The sequence below is a fragment of the Roseomonas sp. OT10 genome (assembly GCF_020991085.1).
Classification (GTDB): Bacteria; Pseudomonadota; Alphaproteobacteria; order Acetobacterales; family Acetobacteraceae; genus Roseomonas; species Roseomonas cutis.
Genome location: NZ_CP087719.1, coordinates 751,255 through 772,063, shown reverse-complemented (window position 1 = coordinate 772,063; position 20,809 = coordinate 751,255). Strand labels below are relative to the sequence as shown.

Annotated in this window: 16 protein-coding genes; 5 read left to right on the top strand and 11 right to left on the bottom strand. The window is 73.3% G+C overall.

All coding sequences use genetic code 11. The annotated features are described in order from the left end of the window. Window positions 1-10 precede the first annotated feature (10 nt). The 6 genes from LPC08_RS03555 to LPC08_RS03530 form a co-directional block, all read right to left on the bottom strand. A complete protein-coding gene (locus tag LPC08_RS03555; RefSeq protein WP_230451370.1) occupies window positions 11-790 on the bottom strand; it encodes an ABC transporter permease in 780 nt (259 codons plus the stop codon). A 1-nt stretch (window position 791) separates the two neighbouring features. Beyond that, window positions 792-1,673 carry an ABC transporter permease gene (locus LPC08_RS03550; protein WP_230451369.1) on the bottom strand — a complete coding sequence of 294 codons (882 nt, stop codon included), beginning with the start codon at window positions 1,671-1,673 and terminating at the stop codon, window positions 792-794. A gap of 4 nt (window positions 1,674-1,677) precedes the next feature. Next, window positions 1,678-2,010, bottom strand: a complete 333-nt coding sequence (locus LPC08_RS03545) for a DHCW motif cupin fold protein (protein ID WP_230451368.1) — start codon at window positions 2,008-2,010, stop codon at window positions 1,678-1,680. Continuing rightward, a complete protein-coding gene (locus LPC08_RS03540; protein ID WP_230451367.1) occupies window positions 2,007-5,837 on the bottom strand; it encodes a hydantoinase B/oxoprolinase family protein in 3,831 nt (1,276 codons plus the stop codon). Before LPC08_RS03540 ends, LPC08_RS03545 begins: the two co-directional genes overlap by 4 nt. Before the next feature lie 12 nt (window positions 5,838-5,849). After that, window positions 5,850-6,629 carry an IclR family transcriptional regulator gene (locus tag LPC08_RS03535; RefSeq protein WP_230451366.1) on the bottom strand — a complete coding sequence of 260 codons (780 nt, stop codon included), beginning with the start codon at window positions 6,627-6,629 and terminating at the stop codon, window positions 5,850-5,852. A gap of 207 nt (window positions 6,630-6,836) precedes the next feature. Beyond that, entirely contained in the window at window positions 6,837-7,538 is a 702-nt protein-coding gene (locus LPC08_RS03530) for a glutathione S-transferase family protein (RefSeq protein WP_230451365.1), read from the bottom strand. Between the two features lie 102 nt (window positions 7,539-7,640). Here LPC08_RS03530 and glpK point away from each other — a divergent pair, with 102 nt between their 5' ends. Continuing rightward, entirely contained in the window at window positions 7,641-9,134 is a 1,494-nt protein-coding gene (gene glpK, locus LPC08_RS03525; protein WP_230451364.1) for a glycerol kinase GlpK, read from the top strand. Window positions 9,135-9,566: 432 nt separating this feature from the next. Here glpK and LPC08_RS03520 read toward each other — a convergent pair whose 3' ends face one another. Next, window positions 9,567-11,096 (bottom strand): lipopolysaccharide biosynthesis protein, encoded by a 1,530-nt coding sequence (locus LPC08_RS03520; RefSeq protein WP_230451363.1) that lies wholly within the window; start codon window positions 11,094-11,096, stop codon window positions 9,567-9,569. A gap of 296 nt (window positions 11,097-11,392) precedes the next feature. On the opposite strand from LPC08_RS03520, the gene LPC08_RS03515 reads away from it, so the two are divergent. After that, the gene (locus tag LPC08_RS03515; RefSeq protein ID WP_230451362.1) at window positions 11,393-11,755 is read left to right on the top strand and encodes a plasmid stabilization protein; all 363 of its coding nucleotides are present in this window, start codon (window positions 11,393-11,395) and stop codon (window positions 11,753-11,755) included. Between the two features lie 119 nt (window positions 11,756-11,874). On the opposite strand, the gene aptA is transcribed toward LPC08_RS03515, so the two are convergent. Beyond that, window positions 11,875-13,203, bottom strand: a complete 1,329-nt coding sequence (gene aptA / locus LPC08_RS03510; protein ID WP_230451361.1) for an omega-aminotransferase AptA — start codon at window positions 13,201-13,203, stop codon at window positions 11,875-11,877. 136 nt (window positions 13,204-13,339) lie between these two features. Further along, on the bottom strand, window positions 13,340-15,397 hold the full coding sequence (locus LPC08_RS03505; protein ID WP_230451360.1) for a thioredoxin domain-containing protein: 2,058 nt from the start codon (window positions 15,395-15,397) through the stop codon (window positions 13,340-13,342). Between the two features lie 136 nt (window positions 15,398-15,533). Here LPC08_RS03505 and mnmE point away from each other — a divergent pair, with 136 nt between their 5' ends. From mnmE to otnC, 3 genes are all read left to right on the top strand, one after another. After that, entirely contained in the window at window positions 15,534-16,871 is a 1,338-nt protein-coding gene (mnmE, locus tag LPC08_RS03500; protein WP_230451359.1) for a tRNA uridine-5-carboxymethylaminomethyl(34) synthesis GTPase MnmE, read from the top strand. Window positions 16,872-16,974: 103 nt separating this feature from the next. Further along, a complete protein-coding gene (locus tag LPC08_RS03495; RefSeq protein ID WP_230451358.1) occupies window positions 16,975-17,985 on the top strand; it encodes a Bug family tripartite tricarboxylate transporter substrate binding protein in 1,011 nt (336 codons plus the stop codon). A 110-nt stretch (window positions 17,986-18,095) separates the two neighbouring features. Then, the gene (otnC, locus tag LPC08_RS03490) at window positions 18,096-18,725 is read left to right on the top strand and encodes a 3-oxo-tetronate 4-phosphate decarboxylase (RefSeq protein WP_230451357.1); all 630 of its coding nucleotides are present in this window, start codon (window positions 18,096-18,098) and stop codon (window positions 18,723-18,725) included. Between the two features lie 47 nt (window positions 18,726-18,772). Here otnC and parA read toward each other — a convergent pair whose 3' ends face one another. Further along, window positions 18,773-19,399 (bottom strand): ParA family partition ATPase, encoded by a 627-nt coding sequence (gene parA, locus LPC08_RS03485; RefSeq protein ID WP_304622057.1) that lies wholly within the window; start codon window positions 19,397-19,399, stop codon window positions 18,773-18,775. Between the two features lie 109 nt (window positions 19,400-19,508). Then, window positions 19,509-20,669, bottom strand: coding sequence for an EAL domain-containing protein (locus tag LPC08_RS03480; RefSeq protein ID WP_230451356.1), 1,161 nt, complete (start codon window positions 20,667-20,669; stop codon window positions 19,509-19,511). Window positions 20,670-20,809 lie beyond the last annotated feature (140 nt).

Sequence of the window (20,809 nt, the reverse complement as noted above, 5' to 3'; positions counted from 1 at the left end):
GTGGTCCCTTTCACAACTTCGAGGAGGTTTGCAGGCCGACCGTGCGTTCGATCGCCAGCACCAGCAGGACGGCCAGCGCCACGGAGACGGTGCTGGCCGCGGCGATGGTGCCGTCGAAGTCGAAGCGCAGGTAGTTGAACATGGTGATGGGCAGGGTCTCGCTGCCCGGCGCCACCAGGAAGAGGCTGACCGGGAACTGGTCGAAGCTGGTGATGAAGGCGAAGAGGCCGCCCGCGATCACCCCGGGCCGGATCAGCGGCAGCGTCACCTCGCGGAACACCACCGAGGGCGTCGCGCCGAGGCCGCGCGCCGCCTCCTCGATCGAGCGGTCGGCATTCGCCAGCACGGCCAGCACCGTGCGCATCACATAGGGGATGGCGACCACCGTATGGCCGGCCAGCAGCACCCAGGTGTTGCGCCCCACCCCCAGCACCATGACGAGCTGGAACATGGCAAAGCCCGTCAGCAGCCCGGGCAGCACCAGCGGCGAGAGGAAGACGGCCGTCAGCGCGTGCCGCCCCGGCAGGTTGCCGCGCGCGATGGCCAGCGCCGCCAGGGTGCCGATGCTGCCCGCCAGGATCACGGTGGCCACGCCCAGGCCGAGGGAGAGGCCGAAGGCGCCCATGAAGTCGCGGCTGGTCAGGAACTTCGCGTACCAGCGCAGGGAGAAGCCGCTGGGCGGGAAGGCGATGAAGGGCTCCGGGTTCAGCGCGAAGAGGAGGACGATCGCGACCGGTAGCAGCAGGAAGGCCAGGATCGCGATGTTGGCGGCGAGGAAGAGGCGGCTCATCTCACGCCGCCCCCGCCGCGCGGGCCATCGCCCGGTTGTAGGCGGCGACCAGCACCAGCGCGACCGCCAGCAGCACCACGCCCAGTGCCGCGGCGAAGCCCAAATTGAAGGAGGAGGAGATCTGCTGGTAGATCAGGATCGGCAGGGTCTGGATCTCGTAGTTGCCGATCACGATCGGCGTCACATAGGCGCTGATCGCCAGCGCGAAGACCAGCAGCGACCCCGCCACGATCCCCGGCACGGAGAGCGGCAGCGTCACCTCCAGGAAGGCGCGGAAGCGGCTGGCGCCCAGGCCGCGCGCCGCCTCCTCCTGCCGCACGTCGATGCGCGCCAGCACGCCGGTCAGCGTCAGGATCATGTAGGGGACGTAGATGTGCGCGAGCGACACCACCACCGCCGCCTCGCTGCCCAGGATGGGGATCGGCTCGTCCAGGATGCCCAGCCCCACCAGCGTGCCGTTGATCACGCCCCGGTTGGAGTACATCGCGAGCCAGGCATAGGTGCGCACGACGAGGCCCATCATCATGGGCGCGAGGACCGCCATCATCAGCAGTGTGCGCGTGCCGCGGCTCGGCGCGCGGGCGATCCACAGCGCGGGCGGATAGCCGATCAGCAGCGTCGCCGCCGTGGTCAGCAGCCCCAGGCGCAGCGTCGCCCACAGGGTCTCGAGGTAGTAGGTGTCCTCCAGCATCCGGTCGAAGTGCCGGGTGGTGAAGCCGGCGGTCGGGCTGACCAGCGGATTGCCGCTCATCACGGACATGGTCGCCATGGTGACGAAGGGCACGGCGAAGAACAGCAGGAACACCGCCAGCGCCGGCGCCAGCATGAGCCAGGCGGCGGGGCGGGAGACGCTGGGCGCGCCATGCGCGGCGGTGGCGGCCATCCGCTCAGTCCACGATGAAGAGACGCGCGCCCGTCTCGGTCGAGGAGCGGTGCGGGCTGTCGCCGAAATCGGAGACGGTGTAGCCGTGCCCGGCGGTGAGGGTGAAGCGCCGCCCGTCCTTCAGCTCGGAGACCAGCGTGCCCTCCAGCACGTAGATGACGTGGCCGCGGTCGCACCAATGGTCCGCCAGGTAGCCGGGCGAATACTCCACCACCCGCATCCGCACGTCGCCGTTGTTCAGCGTGCGCCAGACCGCCGTGCCCGTCTCGCCCTTGTGCTCGGTGGCCGGCAGGGCGTCCCAGTGGACGGCGGTGAAGGGGAGGGGCGGAAGCTTCACTGGGCGGTCTCCTCGGTGCGGGCGGGCTGCCAGCCGTAGTCGCGCTGGGCGGCCGCCTCGGTGATCAGGCCCAGGCGCAGGTCGCGTTCGATGGCAGCGGGGTCGCGCGCGGCGGGGTCGCCGTAGCCGGAGCCGCCATTGACCACGACCTCCACCACCTCGTGCGGGCCGGTGGTCTCGACCATCTCGCCATTGCCGCAGTCGTGCACCTCGTTGCCGTCGAGGTCGAGCACACGGCCGCGCGCGCCGGAGCCGGGGCAGCCGCCGAACAGCCCGTCGATCGGGTTGGTCACGCCCTCCGGATAGACGGAGAAGAGCGCGGGCCGGCCGTCCTCCAGCAGCTTGCGCATCCGCACCCGCTGCCCGAGCCCGCCGCGATGCTGCCCGGCGCCACCGGTATCGGCGACATAGCTCTTCTCCACCACCAGCACCGGCGCCCGCGTCTCGAACAACTCGATCGAGGTGTTGGAGGCGGAGGTCGGCCAGAGCAGGCCGGACTTGCCGTCGCCGCGCGAGGAGGCGCCCTGGCCGCCGCCGATGAACAGGTGGTCGGAGTAGTAGCGGCCCGAGGCATCCTGGCCATAGACGTTGGTCGCCACCGGCAGGCCGGTATTCGCCTGCACCAGCCCCGGCGCCGCGTCGGACAGGGCGCGGAAGATGTTCGGCGCCAGGTACCAGCCGGTGCGGGTGCGCATGTTCACCGCCGCCGGGCGACGGGGGTTGAGGATGGAGCCCTCCGGCGCCTCCACGGTGAAGGGACGGTAGCAGCCGGCATTGCCGCGCACGTTGGGCGTCAGCATGCATTTCAGCGGATAGGTCGCGTGCGCCGCGGTGTAGTTCAGCGTGGAGTTCAGCCCGCCCTGGGGAAGCTGCGGCGGCGCGCCGTCGAAGTCGAGGTGGATGGCATCCCCCGCGACGGTCAGCCTGAGCGGGTAGCGCAGCTCCTGCCCCATCGGGTTGTTGCGGATCTCGCCGAAATAGTCGCCGTCGGGCAGGGCAGAAATGGCGTCGCGCATCGCCTTCTCCGACCGGCCCTGCACCACCGCCGCCAGCGCGCGCAGGTCGCTCATCCCGTAGTCGCGCATGAAGGCGAGAAGGCGCTCGCCGCCCAGCGCGTTGGCCGCGACGAAGGAATGCAGGTCGCCCAGCACCTGGTCGGGGTTGCGCACGTTCTCGCGGAACAGGGCGAAGAAGCCCTCGTTCGGCACGCCGCCGTCGAACAGCTTCATCGGCGGGATCTGCAGCCCCTCCTCGAAGATCTCGCGCGCCTTCAGGGAATCCTTGGTGCCGCCGATATCGGAGACATGGCCCACCGTGCCCATCAGCCCGACCACCTTACCCTCCCGGAAGACGGGCGTGACGACGGCGATGTCGAACAGGTGCCCGGCGCAGAGCCACGGGTCGTTGGTGATCAGCACGTCGCCCGGCTTCATCGTCTCCGCCGGATACTTCGCGAGCAGCGCCTTCACCGCGCGCGGCAGGGTCAGGTTGAAGACGGGCATGGCACGCGGGGAATGCGCCAGCGTCTCGCCCGTGGGGTCCAGCAGCTCGCAGGCGAAGTCCTGGCTCTCGGAGACGATGAGGGAGAAGGCGGTGCGCACCACCGTCAGCCACATCTCCTCGACCACGTTCACCAGCCGCGACCACATGATCTCCAGCGCGATCGGGTCCGCCTCGATCCGCGCCATGGCCTCGGCCAGCGGCATCTCCGCCGTCACCAGCTCGCCCGCCATGGCAGGGGCGGCGATGGCGATGCGCAGGTTCAGCGTCGCGTCCACGCGCACCGCGTCGCCGGGCGGGACGATGGTGGTGGCCTCGCGCTCCTCGATGATGGCAGGACCTGCGATCTCGTCGCCCTCGGCCAGGGCGTAGCGGTCGTAGACGGTGGCGTCCTGCCAGCCGCCCTCGAACCAGGCGCGGCGCGTGCCCTTCACCGCCTGGGCCGTGTCGCCGCCGCCGACCGCGCCGGTCAGCGACAGCTTCGGCTCCGGCCCGATGCAGCGGACGCGGAAGTTGATCGCCTCCATCCGCGCGCCCTCGTAGACGGAGGTGAAGCGCGCGGCATAGACGCGGGTGAACGCGTCGCGGATGGCGTCCAGGCTGCCCGGACCGATCTCGCCCGCCGGCAGCGCCACGGCGATGTCGTGCATCTGCCCGACCAGCCGCATGTCGGCGGAACGCTCGACGCGGACGGCCTCCGGGGCGACGCCCGCCTCCGCCAGCCGCGCGCGGCCCTCCGCCTCCAGCTCCGCCAGCAAGGCGTTCAGGCGCGGCGCGTCGAAGCCCTCCGACAGCTCCAGCGGCAGGGAGCGCACCAGCTCGAAGGAGAGCGGGGCGGCGAGGAAGCCCAGCGCGGAGGCGGCGCCGGAGGCGGGCGGGATGATCACCTCGCGCACGCCCAGCGCGCGGGCCACGTCCGCCGCATGGGCCGGGCCGGCGCCGCCGAAGCCCACCATGGCATAGGCGCGCGGGTCCTTGCCCTTCTCCACCAGATGCACGCGGGCGGCGGCGGCCATGCTCTCTACCACGACCTTGTGGATGCCCCAGGCGGCCTCCGTCACGCCGAGGCCCAGCGGCGCCGCCACGCTCGCCACCGCGCGTTCCGCGGCACCCTTGTCCAGCGCCATGCGGCCGCCGAGGAAGAAGCCCGGATCGTAGTAGCCGAGGACGAGGTTGGCATCCGTCACGGTGGGCTTGGTGCCGCCCATGCCGTAGCAGGCCGGGCCGGGGTCGGAGCCGGCGGAATGCGGGCCGACTTTCAGCAGCCCGACCTCGTCGATGCCGGCGATGGAGCCGCCGCCGGCGCCGATCTCGATCATGTCGATCACGGGCGCCTTGATCGGCAGGCCGGAGCCCTTGCTGAAGCGGTGCACGCGCCCGGCTTCCAGCATCGGGGCGATCTCGACGCGCCCGTCCTCGACCATGCAGGCCTTGGCGGTGGTGCCGCCCATGTCGAAGGAGATGACGTCCTTCTGGCCCGCCAGATCGCCGAACAGCGCCGTGGCCAGCCCGCCGCCGGCCGGGCCGGATTCCAGCAGCCGGATCGGGAAGGCGCGCGCCGTGGCGGGGGAGACGAGGCCGCCCGCGGAGTGCATCAGCCGCAGCGCGCCGGCGAAGCCACGCGCCGCCAGCTCGCGTTCGAGGCGCTTCAGGTAGCGATCCATCAGCGGCTGGACATAGGCATTGGCGCAGGTGGTGACGCAGCGCTGGTACTCCCACATCTCCGCCACCACCTCGGCGGAGAGGGAGACGGCGAGCTCGGGGAACTCCTCGCGGGCGATGCGGCCCACCGCCTGCTCGTGCGCCGGGTTGCGGTAGGAATGCAGGAAGCAGACGCCCACCGCCTCCACCCCGTCCGCCAGCAGCGCGCGGAAGGCGGCGCGCACGGCCTCCTCGTCTAGCACCTCGACGACGCGGCCGTCGCGGTCCATCCGCTCCGCGACCTCGAGCCGGCGGTCGCGCGGCACCAGCGGCTGGGGGAAGCCCAGGAACAGGTCGTAGATGTCGTAGCGCTGCTCGGTGCCCATCTCCAGCAGGTCGCGGAAGCCGCGCGTGGTGATCAGGCCGAGCTTCGCGCCCGTCCGCTCGATGACGGTGTTCGTGACCAGCGTGGTGCCGTGGATGATCTCGCCCGCATCCGCCGGGGTGATGCCGGCCATGGCGACCAGCTCCTCCAGCCCGATCAGCGCCGCCTCCGACGGGTCGTGCGGGGTGGTCAGCCGCTTGTGCAGCCGCACCGTGCCCTCTGCCGCGTCGTAGAGGATGAAGTCGGTGAAGGTGCCGCCGATGTCGAAGCCGATGCGCCAGCGGGTGTTGGTCGTGTTCATGCGGGGCTTCCGTCAGGCGGCGCGGGCGGCGGCGCGCCCGGCGGGGAACAGGGGGTCGCCGGTGCGCACGGCGATGTCGCGCGACTCGGCCAGCAGCGCGTCGCGGATCGTGTCGCGCTCCGGCGCCTCGACCATGCTGGTCGGGTAGACGATGCAGAGGCTCAGCTCCTCGCCCGTCACCGGATCGCCGACGGCGACGGCCAGGGATTCCGCGCCCTCGTTCGCCTCGTGCTGGGACAGCGCGAAGCCCTCGTGGCGGATGGCGGCGAGGTGGCGCAGCAGCGCCTCCATGTCGGCGGGGGAATGCGCGCTGGTCGGCTGCAGCGGCGCGGGGTAGAGGGCGCGCACCGCCGCGTCGTCGCGGCGCGCCAGCAGGCTGCGGCCGGTGGCGGTGGCGAAGGCGCGCAGGCGGATGCCCGGCGGCGTGCCGGCGCGCAGCACCTTCGTCCCCTCATGGGCGGCGATGCCCAGCACGTCGCCGCCGTCGAGGATGCTGACATAGCCGGTATGGCCGCAGCGTCGCGACACGCGCTCCATCGCCGCGCGCGCCTGGGCCAGAAGGGTGGAGCCACGGCGGTAGGTGTGGCCCAGCTCGAACATCAGCAGCCCGGGGCGGTAGCGGCTGCTCCCCGGCACGGACTCCAGGAAGCCCGCGCCCAGCATGGCGCGGAGCAGGCGCGAGACCGTGCTCTTCGGCATGGCCAGGAGGGAGGAGACCTCGGTCACCGACAGCTCCAGCCGCTGGGCGGAGAAGCAGCGCAGGACTTCGGCGGCGTTGAGCAGGGTGGTCATGAGTTCCGAAAAATGGAACGAATGTTGCTGTAACCGCAACGCTAGCTCCCCTGTCGCGCCGGCAGCAAGCGTTTCCGGTCGGAGGGCATGCGGGAATCGCTCCCGCGGATCACGGACTGCCCTTCTCGCGATCACCGGAGGGCGGGCGTGATGAAACCGCCGGCAGCCGTCAGGCTCCGGTCGACACTCTCCGGACAGGGCGGAGGATCAGGCGGCCGCGGTGTCCTCGGCCGGACCCTGCCGCGCCAGCCCGCCGAAGGCGTCCAGCAGCCGCCCACGCCAGGCGAAGACCGGGTCGTCCGGGGTCAGCACCGGGAAGGCGCTGACCACGCGGGCCCACTGGAAGGGGCCGAAGGCGATGTAGTCCGCCGCGGCCGGTGCGTCCCCGTGCAGGAACGGGCGCTCGCGCAGGATCATGCGCAGCGGATGGATCTCGCGCCGGAAGGCCTCCACCTGCCGGTCGCGATCGGCGTTCAGCGCCTCCAGCGTGCAGCCGAAGCGCGCCTCGCGCGAGCGGACGAAGTACTCCCGGTCCGCTGGCCCCAGCCAGCGCGGGATGTCAGAGACGACCAGCCGCGCCATGCCGGCGGCCAGCACCGAATCCGCCCAGGCGTTCATGAAGCGCGCCAGCGCCCGGCCTCCCGGTCCCTGGAACAGCGATGGCTCCGGATAGGTATCCTCCAGGTATTCCAGGATGTCCCAGGACTCGCCCAGCGCCCGGTCGCCGTCGCGCAGCACCGGCACCTTCTCCACCCCCGCATCGGCGATCGCCGCCTTGTCGGAGAAGCGCCAGGGGATCGTCTCCACCGCCAGCCCCTTGTGCGCCAACGCCATGCGGACCCGCCAGCAATAGGGGCTGAAGCGCCGGGCCGGGTCGCTGCCGCACAGGTCGTGCATCCGGATGGCCATGCGATCGCTCTCCCTCGCGCCGGGCCGGCGGTTCCCGCCGCCGCCTCCCTCCCCCTATGCTGGCCCTCTATGCCGGACAAGCAAAGGCCAGGGAGGAAGGGGATGGCGGACGGGACGGTTCTGCTCGCGCTCGACCAGGGGACGACCTCGACCCGCGCCATCGCCTTCGGCGCCGACCTGCGCCCCCGCGCGGCCGCCCAGCGGGAGCTGCCGCAGCACTTCCCCTCCCCCGGCTGGGTGGAGCACGCGCCCGAGGACCTGCTGGCCCACAGCGTCGCCTGCCTGCGCGAAGCCCTGGCGGCGAGCGGCGCCGGGGCGCGGCAGGTCGCGGGCATCGGCATCACCAACCAGCGCGAGACCACCCTGCTCTGGGACCGCGCCACGGGCCAGGCGGTGCACCGCGCCATCGTCTGGCAGGACCGCCGCACCGCCCCGCTCTGCGACCGCCTCCGGGCGGAAGGGCTGGAGGAGACGATCGCCGAGCGCACCGGCCTGCTCGCCGATCCCTATTTCTCCGCCACCAAGCTCGCCTGGATCCTGGAGGAGGTCCCCGGCGCGCGGGAGGCGGCGGAGCGCGGCCGGCTCGCCTTCGGCACGGTCGACAGCTTCCTGCTCTGGCACCTCACCGGCGGCGCGGCGCACGCGACGGACGCGACCAACGCCGCGCGCACCATGCTGTTCGACATCCGGCGCGGCGACTGGGACGACGACCTCCTCCGCCACCTCCGCATCCCCCGCGCCGTGCTGCCGCAGGTGCGCGACTGCGCCGGCGAGTTCGGCACGACCGATCCGGGCATCCTGGGCGCGGCGGTGCCGATCCGCGGCATGGCCGGGGACCAGCAGGCGGCGACGCTGGGGCAGGCCTGCTTCGCCCCGGGGATGGTGAAGGCCACCTACGGCACGGGCTGCTTCGCGCTGCTGGTGACGGGCGATGCGCCGGTGCGCTCCGCCCACCGCCTGCTGACCACCATCGCGTGGCAGCTCGGCGGGCGGCGCGCCTATGCGCTGGAGGGCGCGATCTTCGTCGCCGGCGCCGTGGTGCAGTGGCTGCGCGACGGGCTGGGGCTGATCGCCTCCGCCGCCGAGAGCGGTCCCCTCGCCGCCCGCGCCGACCCGGCGCAGCGCGTCCACTTCGTCCCCGCCTTCGTCGGCCTGGGCGCGCCGCACTGGGATGCGGCGGCGCGCGGCGCCATCCTGGGCCTCACCCGCGGCACCGGCCCGGCCGAGATCGCCCGCGCCGCGCTGGAAAGCGTCGCCTGGCAGACCCGCGACCTGCTGGAGGCGATGCGCGCGGACTGGCCCGCCCTGTCGGAAACGGTGCTGCGGGTCGATGGCGGCATGACCGGCAGCGACTGGACCATGCAGTTCCTGGCGGACGCGCTCGGCGCCCCGGTGGACGTGCCGGAGGTGGCGGAAACCACGGCGCTGGGCGCCGCCTACCTCGCCGGCCTGCAGGCCGGGCTCTGCCCCGCCCCGGGCGAAGGCGCCCCGACCCACTGGCGCCTGGATCGCCGCTTTGCCCCCCGCATGGCACGAACGGAGGCGGAAGAACGCTATGACGGCTGGAGGGAGGCGGTAGGACGGGTGCTGCGCTGAGGGCGGCCCGCCCCATACAGACGGCGGGACGCGCCGGTCCATGCCAGCGCGGGGTGCGGCCCGTGGCCGGGGGCAAGGCTCTGCCTCGCCCCCGTACCCCCACTCCGCCAGGACCCTGCGGGCCCTGGACCCGATCAGCGCTGCCGCGGGACAGCCGGATACGGGGTCGAGGCGCCGAGGAGCTTGGCTCCTCGGCGGGTAAGGCCGCAGTCCTCGCTGACGCCTTCTGAAGCTTTTTCAGAGTCCCGCCTGCCCGAGTTCCGTCAGGGTTCAGCCCGTAGGCTGACGCCCACCGCTCCGAGCCAACTCCCAGCGGGGTCCGGGGCCCGCTTGTGGCCCCGGCAGGGGAGGGTCTGGGAGGGGACGGCGTCCCCTCCCGGTCCGCCACCGGAACACCGCAGCACGACGGGTCAGGTCATCCCGCTGTCGGGATCAGGCCACGCCGTCCGGCGCAGGAACCTCGGCCGGCCGGCGCTTGCGCTTCGCTGCGCCGCGCAGCACCTGCACCAGGTCACGCAGGCGCCGCCGCGCGAGCAGCGCCAGCGCGGCCCCGTAGACGAGTGCGCCGAGCGCCACATCCACGGCCAGGCCGGCCAGGGCGTCCAATTCCGGCAGGGCCGCGCGCCCGGCCAGCACCGCCGCGGCCATCAGTGCGGACGCGGCGAGCGGGGCGGCGAACTGCGTGGCATAGGTGCCCGGCCGCATCGCCAGCAGGCGCAGCGTCATGCCCACGGGCACGGGCCAGAACAGGTAGGTCTTCGCCACCATGACGGCGAGCATGACCGTGGTGCCCTGGGAGGCGAAGGCGAAGACGATCGCGAAGTTCGTCACGCCCGAGAAGAGCTGGTACCAGAACCACCAGTTGGCGCGGCCCAGGCTGTTGATCAGCCCCGCCTGCAGCATGCCGATGCAGGTGATGATGCCGAGCCCGCAGAGGATGCGGATCGGCCACACCGCCTCGACCCATTGCGCACCGAAGAGCAGCGGCACCGCACGGTCCGCCACCAGCGCCAGCCCGACGAAGAGGGGGAAGGCGACGATGCTGGACAGCAGCGTCGCCGTCAGGAAGCCGCGCCGCACGCGGTCCAGGTCGTCCTGGATGCCGGAGAAGAGCGGATGTGCCACGGCGCTCAGCGCGCCGCTGGTGACGTCGTTCAGGATGGCGAAGACGCGGCGGGCGAAGTTGTAGAGGCCGAGCTGCACCGTGCCGAGCACGAAGCCGACCACCGCCTGGTCCGCCTGGTTCATCAGGAACTGCAGCGCCCGCGTGCCGGAGGCATAGGCGCCATAGGCCGTCAGCTCGCGCAGGGCGGTGCCGCGGAAGGACCAGCGCGGCCGCCAGCCGGCGGTCCAGAACAGGCTGATGGTGGCCACGACGGAGTTGGCGAGTTGGGCGAAGACCAGCGCCCAGAGCCCGAAACCCGCCAGCACCAGCGCCACCGAGACGATGGAGGCGACCAGCGTCGCGACCATGGTCCGCAGCGCGACGAGGTGGAAGGACAGGGCGCGCAGCACGACCGCCTGCGGCACCACCGCGGCCACGTCGGAGATGACGCGCAGCCCCAGCACGGGCAGCAGCAGCGCGAGCGAGGGCGCGCCGAAGAAGCGCGCCAGGGCCGGCGAGGCAAACGCGAGCGCCGCATAGGTGACGAGGCCGGAGAGCAGGCAGAGCCAGAACACGCCGTCCATGTGCTCCGGGCGCATGTCCTTGCGCTGCACCAGCGCCTCGCCGAAGCCGGCCGGCACCAGGGCGGAGGCGAAGGCGGCCAGGCTCGCGGCCAGGGCGACCTGGCCGAAGTCGTTCGGCGTCAGCAGGCGGGAGGTGACGACGAAGACCAGCAGGTTCGCCGCCGTCGGCACCAGGATGTTGATGGCCGACCAGAAGACGCCCTTGAAGGCTGCCGAGGAGCGGCCCCCGCCCGGCGGCGGGGCGGGCATGGATTCGGGCTTCGGCTCCGCCATGATGTGTCGAACCTGTCCTGCACGGCCGCCCGTGCAGTCCGGGGCTGCGCGGCGTCGCCCGGACCATAGCCCGTCCCGCCCGGGGGTGGAACCGCCTTTGCTGCAATGCAGCGTAAACTTGTCGACCCGTGTCCGGCACGACGCGCTCCGACGCCGCGGGCAGGGCAACCGCCCGGCGCGGAAGGGCGTTCCCGTGGGAGCCGGCATTCCGGTGGGCGTGCCGTCGGAGCAGGCCGGCATAGGGCAGGGCGGGGCCTCGACATGCCTCGCCGGGCGGATCAGGCGGGGAGGTGCGGATGGCACAGGGCCGCGGCAGCAAGGACGCCTATACGGACAAGCAGAAGCGTCAGGCGCAGCATATCGAGGAGGGCTACGAAGCCCGGGGCGTCCCGGAGGACGAAGCCGAGGCGCGCGCCTGGGCGACGGTGAACAAGCAGGATGGCGGCGGCAAGAAGAGCGGGTCCGGCCGTGGTCACGCCGTCTCCCACGAGCCGTCGCGCAAGGGTGGCCGGCTGGGCGGTGCGTCGTCGGCGGCACGGCCTGCCAGCGCCCGGTCGGCCTCCGCCAAGAAGGCCGCCGCCCGGCGGACGCCGGAGGAACGCTCCGCCTCCGCTCGCAAGGCGGCGGCGACCCGGCGCGAGAACGCCACCAAGCATTGAGACGACCCTGAACGGGACGCTGGCCGGCCTTCCGTTGCCGGCCGGCGAGGGGTGGGTCGCACCTCTTCTTCGACAGGGCGGCGGCCTGTCGCCCTCACGGAGGCGACAGGCCGGCCCGCTCAGGCTGCCTCGGCGCGGATCGCCTCGTCCAAGGTGTTCAGCAGGCGGTCCACCTGGGGCTTCTCCACGATCAGCGGCGGCGACAGGGCGACGATGTCGCCGGTCACCCGGACCAGCACGCCGGAATCGAAGCAGCGCCGGAAGACGTCCATCGCCCGGGCGCCCGGCGCCCCCTGGCGCGGCGCCAGCTCGATGCCCGCGATCAGGCCGAAGTTGCGCAGGTCCACCACGCCCGGCGTGCCGCGCAACTGGTGCACCTGCTCCTCCCAATAGGGCTCGATGGCACGGGCCCGGCCGGGCAGGTCCTCCTCCCGGTGCAGGTCCAGCGTGGCGATCGCCGCCGCGGCCGCCAGCGGATGGCCGGAATAAGTGTAGCCGTGGAACAGCTCGATCCCCGCCGGGCTGCCCTCGACGATGGCGCGGTAGATCTCCTCGCTGGTGGCGACGGCGCCCATGGGCACGGCGGCGTTGGTCAGCCCCTTGGCCATGGTGATGATGTCGGGCGTGACGCCCAGCCGCTCGGAGCCGAAGGGCGTGCCGAGGCGGCCGAACCCGGTGATCACCTCGTCGAAGATCAGCAGGATGCCGTGCTTCGTGCACAGCTCGCGCAGGCGCTCCAGGTAGCCCACAGGCGGCACCAGCACGCCGGTGGAGCCCGCCACCGGCTCGACCATCACCGCCGCGATGGTGTCGCCGTGCAGGGCGACCAGGTTCTCCAGCACGTCGGCGAGGTTCGCGCCGTGCTCCGGCTGGCCCTTGCTGAAGGCGTTCTGCGCCGGCAGGTGCGTATGCGGCAGGTGGTCGACATAGGGCAGCATGGCGCCGAACTGCTTGCGGTTGCCGCCGATGCCGCCCACCGACATGCCGCCGAAGCCCACGCCGTGATAGCCGCGCTCGCGGCCGATCAGGCGCACGCGCTGCGACTGGCCGCGTGCCTTGTGATAGGCCAGCGCGATCTTCAGCGCCGTATCCGCGCTCTCGCTGCCGGAATTGGTGAAGAAGACCCGGTCCATCCCCGCCGGCGTCAGCTCCGCGACCCGTGCCGCCGCCTCGAAGGCGATGGGGTGGCCGAGCTGGAAGGTCGGGGCGAAGTCCAGGATCGCCGCCTGCTTCTGGATGGCCTCGACGATCTCGCGCCGGCCGTGCCCGGCGTTGGAGCACCACAGCCCCGCGGTGCCGTCCAGGATCTCGCGCCCGTCCGGGGTGAAGTAGGACATGCCCTCTGCCCGCGCGAGCAGGCGCGGGTTCGACTTGAAGTAGCGGTTGTCGGAAAAGGGCATCCAGAAGGCGTCGAGGTCGTTCGGACGCGGCACGCGGATCTCGTTCATCGGCGGGGCACCTCGGTGGCGGGCGGCGGGCAGGTGCGCGCACGATGCGTCAGGCCGCCGGGGCGGGCAATGACGACCGCGCATGGCCGCCGCGAGGTGAGGAGGCCCGCCTCCCCCGGCCGGCCGCCGCGCCGGGTCAGGCCACCCCCTCCCCGGCCGGCACGCCCGCGCCCATCCCCAGCAGCCGCGCCAGTTCCTCCGGCCGGACCACCGGCAGGCCGCAGCGCCCCGCCTGGCAGACATAGGCGGCCGCCCTCCCCTCCACGGGCCCCTTCCCGGCCGCCGGGTGCGACCCCGGCACATCCTGCCCCGTCGCCGTCTGCAGCACGGTCACCGCGGGGTCGGGCGTGGCCAACGCCACCGCCAGCAGGGGCCGCGCTCCCTCCGCCGGGCCGGCCAGGACGACGCTCGGCCCTTCCACCAGCAGGTCCGCCGCCGCCAGCAGGGTGGTCATGCCCGCCAGCCCGTCCTGCTGGCCAGCGAAGGCTCCGATCGTGGCCTCGGCGCGCCGCGCCCAGGACGGATCGCCGGTCAGGTGGAACAGCCGCGCCTGCACCTCGGCCAGGACGCCGTTGCCCGCGGGGGTCGGCCCGTCCCCGGCCCCGCGCACGCGGAAGAGCACGTCGGCCGCGTCGTCGGCGCTGGCGAAGGCGCCGCCATCGGGCGCGGCGAAGTGCCGCTCGCAGGCGTCGATCCAGCCGATGGCCAGGTCCAGGAAGCGCGCCTCGCCGGTCGCCGCCTGCAGCGCCAGGGCCGCGCGCGCCATGTCGGCGTGGTCCTCCAGCAGCCCCGCCGCGCCGGGGCGGCCTTCGCGCCAGCTATGCCACAGCCGGCCGTCCGGTGCCGCCAGCATCCCGGCCACCGCCCCGAAGACCCGGCGCGCCATGGCCAGCCAGTCCGGCCGGTCGAAGGCCGCCGCCGCGCGGACCAGCCCGCAGACCGCCAGCGCGTTCCAGTCCGCCAGGATCTTGTCGTCGCGACCCGGGCGGGGGCGTCCCTCCCGCGCCGCCAGCAGCCTCGCGCGGGCCGCGGCCAGGGCGGCCTCCGCCGCCTCCGGCTGCAAATCGGGCCGCTGGGAGCGGTTGAGGACCACCTTCCCTTCCCAGTTGCCGGCGTCCGTCACGTCATAGGCGGCCGCGAAGGCCGGGGCATCGGCGCCGAGCACGGCCTCCACCTCCGCCTTCGTCCAGACGTAGAAGCGTCCTTCCTCGCCCTCGCTGTCCGCATCCAGCGAGGCGGCATAGGCCCCGCCCTCCGCCACCATCTCGCGCTCCAGCCATCCCACCAGCTCGGCGGCCCGCCGGGCGTAGAGCGGATGCGGCCGGTCGGCCTGGGCGAGGGCCAGCAGTTCCAGCAGCTGGGCGTTGTCGTAGAGCATCTTCTCGAAATGCGGCACCAGCCACCGGGCATCGACGCTGTAGCGGGCGAAGCCGCCGCCGAGGTGGTCCCAGATCCCGCCCTGCGCCATGCGTTGCAGCAGCAGGTGCAGGGCGGCCATGGCCTCCGGCCGCTCCAGCCGGCGCGCCATCTGACAGAGGAAGCGGTAGATCGGCGGGTTGGGGAATTTCGGTGCCCCCTGCAGCCCGCCGCGCGCCCGGTCCTGGAGCCCCAGCAGCGCCTCCGTCACCCGCTCCATCGCCGCCCGGTCCGGCAGCCCGCCCTGGCGCCCCGCCGCCATCCGCGCCAGCCCGGCCCGCAGCGCCGCCGCGTTCTGCGCCACCTTGTCCGGCTCCCCGGCATGGGCCGCCGCGACCGCCGCCAGCACCTGCCGGAAGGAGGGCCGGCCCCAGCGCGGCTCCGGCGGGAAGTAGGTGCCGCCCCAGAAGGGCTCGCCCCCGGGGGTGAGGAACATGGTCAGCGGCCAGCCGCCCTGCTCGCCCAGCAGGTGCAGCGCATGCATGTAGGCGGCGTCGATCTCCGGCCGCTCCTCGCGGTCCACCTTCACGTTGACGAAGAGGCGGTTCATCAGCGCCGCCGTCTCCGCGTCCTCGAAGGATTCATGGGCCATGACGTGGCACCAGTGGCACGCGGCATAGCCGACCGAGAGCAGGATGGGCTTGCCGGCGGCCTGCGCCTCGGCCAGGGCGGCGGCGCCCCACGGCCGCCAGTGCACGGGGTTCGCGGCATGCTGCAACAGGTACGGGCTGGTCTCGTCGCCCAACAGGTTGCGGGGGATCGGCGTCACGTCCGGCATGACAGGAACCTGTGGAAGGAATGACAGGAATAATAGACGGAACCGTGAAACGTTTCCTGACGTCTCAATCCCGATCCCGGGATCGCGGCCGGGCGGCGGGCTGGACAAGCCGCGCCCGGCCGCACAGAGCACGGGCATGACGGAGACGGCAGCCACCCCGGTCGCCACGGCCGACACCATCTTCGCCCTCGCCTCCGGGGCGGGGCGCGCGGCCGTCGCGGTGCTGCGACTCTCCGGCCCCGGCGCCGGCCCGGCGCTCGATGCGCTGGCGGGCGGACGGGGGGAGCCGCGCCGGGCGCTGCTGCGCCGGCTGCGGGCACCGGACGGCACCGTGCTCGACCGGGCGCTGACCCTCTGGTTCCCCGGCCCCGCCTCCTACACGGGCGAGGATTCGGCGGAGCTGCACCTGCATGGCGGCCGGGCGGTGGTCGCCGCCGTCTCCGCCGCGCTGGTCGTCCTTGGCCTGCGCCCCGCCGAGCCGGGTGAGTTCACGCGCCGCGCCTTCCTGCATGGCAAGCTGGACCTGACCGCCGCCGAGGGCATCGCCGACCTGATCGGGGCGGAGAGCGAGGCGCAGCGCCGCCAGGCCCTGCGCCAGGCGGAAGGCGCGCTGGCCCGGCCGGTGCGGGACTGGTCGGCGCGGCTGGCGTGGCTGCTGGCGCAGCAGGAGGCGGCGATCGAGTTCGCGGAGGAGGGGCTGCCGTCGGACCTGGAGGAGCGCGTGCGGGAGGGCGCGGCGGGGCTGGCGGCGGAGATCGCGGCGCAACTGTCGGATGGCGGCGCGGCGGAGCGCCTGCGCGAGGGGCTGGAGGTGGCGATCCTCGGCGCGCCGAACGTGGGCAAGTCCTCCCTGCTCAACGCGCTGCTGGGGCGGGAGGCGGCGATCGTCTCCGCCCGCCCCGGCACCACGCGCGACGTGGTCGAGGCCCGGATCGAGCTGGACGGGCTGCCGGTGACGCTGGCCGATACCGCGGGGCTGCGCGAGGCGGCGGAGGAGATCGAGGCCGAGGGCATCCGCCGCGCCCGGCACCGGGGCGAGGCGGCGGACATCGTGCTCGCCGTCTTCGCCGCCGACGCGCCGCCGGATGCGGAGACGCTGGCGCTGCTGGAACGGCGCGAGGCGGTGGTGGTGGCCAACCGCTGCGACCTCGCCGCCCCGCCCGCGGCCTATGCCGGGCAGGCGGCGCTCGCCGTCTCCGCGCGCACCGGCGAGGGGCTCGCGGCGCTGCGCGGGCGGCTGGCGGCCGAGGCGGCGCGGCAGGCGGGCGGCGCCGGGCTGCTGACCCGGCCGCGCCACCGCGCCGCGCTGGCGGAATGCCTGCGCGCCCTGGCGGAGGTGCCGCCCGCCCCGGTGCCGGAGCTGGCGTCGGAGGCGCTGCGCCTCGCCCTCCGCGCGCTGGGGCGCCTCACCGGGGAGGTGGGGGTGGAGCAGGTGCTCGATCTTGTGTTCGGGGAGTTCTGCATCGGGAAGTAGCGCCCGGTATGGCGCCGCCCGGCGGAATGGTAATGCCGGCGAGCCGCCTGCGGGACGGCAGGCCAGCGGGAACGCCGCGGCCCAAGCCAGGGAGACCGGGGACATGACGTTCGAGGAAGGGGCGGGCCATCCGCTGACGCGTCGGCTGGCGCTGGGTGCGGGCCTGGGCGGGCTGGCGGCCGCCGCCCTGCCGTCCGGCGCCGGGGCGCAGGGCAACTGGCCGAGCCGGCCGGTAACGGTGGTGGTGGGCTTCCCGCCGGGCGGGCAGACCGACTTCGCGGCGCGGATCGTGCAGCCCGGCCTGGGCGCGGCGCTGGGCCAGACCATCGTGATCGAGAACCGCGGCGGCGCCGGCGGCAACATCGGCACCGAGGCGGTGCTGCGCGCCCGCCCCGACGGCTACACCCTGCTGGCCGGCAATTCGAGCCCGATCGCGATCAACCCGCACACCTTCCCGAGCATGACGATCAACCCGCTGGAGCTGATCCCGATCGGGCTGACGCTGCAAAGCTCGCTGATCCTCTGCGTCCATCCCTCGGTGCCGGCGACCAACGTCGCGGAGCTGACCGCCTGGATCAAGGCGCAGCGCAACGGGGTGAACTACGGCACCCCCGCCGCCGGCAGCCTGTCCCACTGCGCCATGGAGCTGTTCCGCGAGCGGATCGGCAGGCCGGAGATGGAGAGCGTGCCCTATCGCGGCAGCGGCCCGGCCATCCAGGACTTCATCGCCGGGCGCTTCAGCCTGATGTTCGACGGCGCCTCGGTGATGGCGCCCTACCTGAAGGCGGGGCAGCTGCGCGGCATCCTGGTCACCGGCGCCAACCGCTCGCCCGCCTTCCCGGACATCCCGACGGCGACGGAGCAGGGCTTGCAGGACTTCACCTTTACCGCCTGGATCGGCCTCTTCGCGCCCAAGGGCACGCCGGCCGAGATCGTCCAGAAGATCTACGCCGCGCAGAACACCGCGCTGCAGGACCCGACGATGCGCGAGCGCATCACCAGCCAGGGCGACGAGCCCGGCAGCGGGACGATGGAGGAGTTCGCCGCCATGGTGCGCCGCGACCATGCCCGCTGGGGCGAAGTGGTGAAGGCGAACAACATCACCGCGACCTGATCGCCGCGGGCCGCGGCCGCCTGTGGCCGGGGGGCGCGGCCTCGCCTCCGCGGCGGCCCGGCGGCATGCTGGCGCGGATGGCGGCCGCGCCGCAGGAGGACGTCAAGGCTATGGACGAAACCAGGCTTCGCGAGGACATGGCCCGGCTGTCGAAGTCGCTCTTCGACCGCGGCTTCTCGGTCGGCTCGGCCGGCAACATCAGCGCGCGCGTCGAGGACGGGCTGTTGATCACGCCGACCAACAGCTGCCTCGGCTTCCTCGACCCGGCGCGGATCAGCAAGCTGGATCACCACGGCAACCACCTCTCGGGCGACCGGCCATCCAAGGAGGTGTTCCTGCACCGCGCCTTCTACGACACCCGCCCCGGCACCGGCGCGGTGGTGCATCTGCACTCCACCTACGCCACGGCGCTGTCCTGCATGGCCGGGCTGGACCCCGAGGACTGCATCCCCCCCCTCACCCCCTATGTCGTGATGCGGGTCGGGCGGGTGTGCCTGGTGCCCTATTTCCGGCCGGGCGACGCCCAGGGCGGCGCGCTGATCCGCGCCCTGGAGGGGCGGCACGCCGCCGTGCTCCTGGCCAATCATGGTCCGGTGGTGAGCGGCCGGGACCTCGCCGCCACCGTCTACGCGGCGGAGGAGCTGGAGGAAACGGCGAAGCTGGTCGTCACCCTGCGCGGCATCCCCACGCGCCTGCTGGGCACCGACGAAGTGGCGGAGCTGCAGCGCAGCTTCGGCTGATCCGAGGCGGGCGTGGCCGCCAGAGGCCGGCCATCAAGGGCCGGCCATCAAGGGCTGGCCTCGCGCAGGATCGCCTCGGCCAGGGCCCGGGCCTCGACGGCGGCCTGGCTGCGCGGCGCGTCCTCCACCACGCCCAGCCCGCGCCCGAAGGCGCTGGCATAGGCGGTGCGGTTGCCCAGCGGCGCGGGCAGCACCGGCAGGTTCCGCCCGGCCAGCGCGGCCGACACCTCGTCGCGCAGCCTGCCCTGGGACGGCACGCGGTTCAGCAGCAGGGCCACGGGACGGCGCTCGGCGGCGGCGGTGGCCAGCGTGGCGTCGATCGCCCACAGATCCGGCAGCGAGGGCTGCAACGGGATCAGCACCAGATCCGCGGCGCGGATCGCGAGCTTGGAATCGGTGTCCGAATGCGGCGGCGTGTCCAGGATGACGAAGCCGGGCTGGCGGCGGCGGCGGTCCACCGATTGCGGCCCGCGCCAACCGGACGGCGCCTCGAAATCCAGCGTGGGGGCCGCCTGCGGCCGTGCCTCCGCCCAGCGGGCCAGCGTGCCCTGCGGATCGGTGTCGATCAGCGCCACGCTTTCGCCCGCCTCGCGCAGCGCGGTGGCGAGGTTCGCTGCCACCGTGGACTTGCCCGCGCCGCCCTTGCGGCTCGCCACCGCCACCACGAATGCCATGCCTCGCACTCCTACCCGGCCACCGGTGGCCCGCGTGTCGCCCGGCCCGTCCATGCTCGCCGCACGCGCGGCGGCCTGTCCATGCCACCCGGCGTGCGCCTGCGCCCGCTCAGACCGGAAAGCCCCGCCGGCTGCGTGGTTGCACCCAGGCGGAGCGCCAGGCCTGCACCCAGGACGACAGGACATCCGCCGGCACCGGGCGGCCGATGGCGAAGCCCTGGGCGAAGTGCACGCCGGCGGTCTCCACCGCCCGCCACAGCCGGGCATCGGCGACGCCTTCCGCGGTCACGGTCATGCCCATCCGCGCGGCCCGCGCCATCAGCCGCTCCACCCGCGCCCGCGCGGCGCGGCTGCGCGGCATGGCGGCCACCAGTCCCCGGTCCAGCTTGAAGCCGTCGAAGGGCAGGTCGAGCTGCTCGTCCCGGTCGGCCTCCGGGCTCAGGTCATCCAGCACCACGGCGAAGCCCGCGCCTTGCAGCCGCCGCAACGCGCGCCCGAGCACGGAGTGATCACGCACCTGCATGGTCTCCGTCAGCTCCAGCACCACGTCCCGCGGCTTCAGCCCGGCCCGGCCCACGATCCTGGCCAGCCAGCTGCGCGCATCCGCTTCCAGCAGCACGGACAGCGGCAGGTTCACCGACATGCGCGGCGGCGCCTGGCCTTCATGCTGCAGGGCGGCGAACTCGCGGGCGGCGCCGCCGACGACGGCCATGGACAGGTCCCGCCCCAGCCCCTCCCGCTCCGCCAGCGGGACGAAGCGCTCCGGCGTCAGGTGCTCGGGCGGCTCCACCCAGCGCGCCAGCGCCTCCACCCCGACCGGCCGGCGGTCGGCGATGCGCACGATGGGCTGGTAGCGCAGGACGATGCTGCCCTGCTGCAGTCCCTGGCGCAGCCGGTCGCCGTCATCGTCCAGGCCGGGAGAGGGCTGCCGCGGCTGCAACGCGGCCCGGATCACCCCCGAGGCCGACGGCTCGTCCGACACGCCGCGCAGCAGCACCATCCGGGTGGGGCCGAAGGGGTCGATGGCAGCGGCATGCAGCACCTGCAGCCCGCGATCATCCAGGTCGTCCGGCAGGATCAGGAGGGATGGCGGCGTGCCGGGCGCCAGCAGGGCCGAGAGCGCCTCGCGCGAGGTGCCGACCTGGTGCACCTCCCCGGGCATGCCGGAATCCGAAAGCGCCGCACGGGTGATTTCCACCACGCGGTCGTCGCAGCCGAGCACGAGGACCGACGTCCAGTGCGGGACGCGCCAAGAATCCGAAACGGCCATGCCGGAGTCGTCTGCGCCCCAGAATTGGTTGTACTCTCTAGCGACGACCTCAATGGGGTGCAATCGCCCCGGTTGTCGTTCCGGGAACGTCTCGGCGATTTGTTGCGCTTTCATTCTGCCTAATAGATCGGCGGCGGTAA

Coding starts and splice junctions, on each gene's coding strand:
- LPC08_RS03555 (WP_230451370.1), bottom strand. CDS start 790: ATGAGCCGCCTCTTCCTCGCCGCCAACATCGCGATCCTGGCCTTCCTG.
- LPC08_RS03550 (WP_230451369.1), bottom strand. CDS start 1,673: ATGGCCGCCACCGCCGCGCATGGCGCGCCCAGCGTCTCCCGCCCCGCC.
- LPC08_RS03540 (WP_230451367.1), bottom strand. CDS start 5,837: ATGAACACGACCAACACCCGCTGGCGCATCGGCTTCGACATCGGCGGC.
- LPC08_RS03535 (WP_230451366.1), bottom strand. CDS start 6,629: ATGACCACCCTGCTCAACGCCGCCGAAGTCCTGCGCTGCTTCTCCGCC.
- LPC08_RS03530 (WP_230451365.1), bottom strand. CDS start 7,538: ATGGCCATCCGGATGCACGACCTGTGCGGCAGCGACCCGGCCCGGCGC.
- glpK (WP_230451364.1), top strand. CDS start 7,641: ATGGCGGACGGGACGGTTCTGCTCGCGCTCGACCAGGGGACGACCTCG.
- LPC08_RS03520 (WP_230451363.1), bottom strand. CDS start 11,096: ATGGCGGAGCCGAAGCCCGAATCCATGCCCGCCCCGCCGCCGGGCGGG.
- LPC08_RS03515 (WP_230451362.1), top strand. CDS start 11,393: ATGGCACAGGGCCGCGGCAGCAAGGACGCCTATACGGACAAGCAGAAG.
- aptA (WP_230451361.1), bottom strand. CDS start 13,203: ATGAACGAGATCCGCGTGCCGCGTCCGAACGACCTCGACGCCTTCTGG.
- LPC08_RS03505 (WP_230451360.1), bottom strand. CDS start 15,397: ATGCCGGACGTGACGCCGATCCCCCGCAACCTGTTGGGCGACGAGACC.
- mnmE (WP_230451359.1), top strand. CDS start 15,534: ATGACGGAGACGGCAGCCACCCCGGTCGCCACGGCCGACACCATCTTC.
- LPC08_RS03495 (WP_230451358.1), top strand. CDS start 16,975: ATGACGTTCGAGGAAGGGGCGGGCCATCCGCTGACGCGTCGGCTGGCG.
- otnC (WP_230451357.1), top strand. CDS start 18,096: ATGGACGAAACCAGGCTTCGCGAGGACATGGCCCGGCTGTCGAAGTCG.
- parA (WP_304622057.1), bottom strand. CDS start 19,399: ATGGCATTCGTGGTGGCGGTGGCGAGCCGCAAGGGCGGCGCGGGCAAG.
- LPC08_RS03480 (WP_230451356.1), bottom strand. CDS start 20,669: ATGGCCGTTTCGGATTCTTGGCGCGTCCCGCACTGGACGTCGGTCCTC.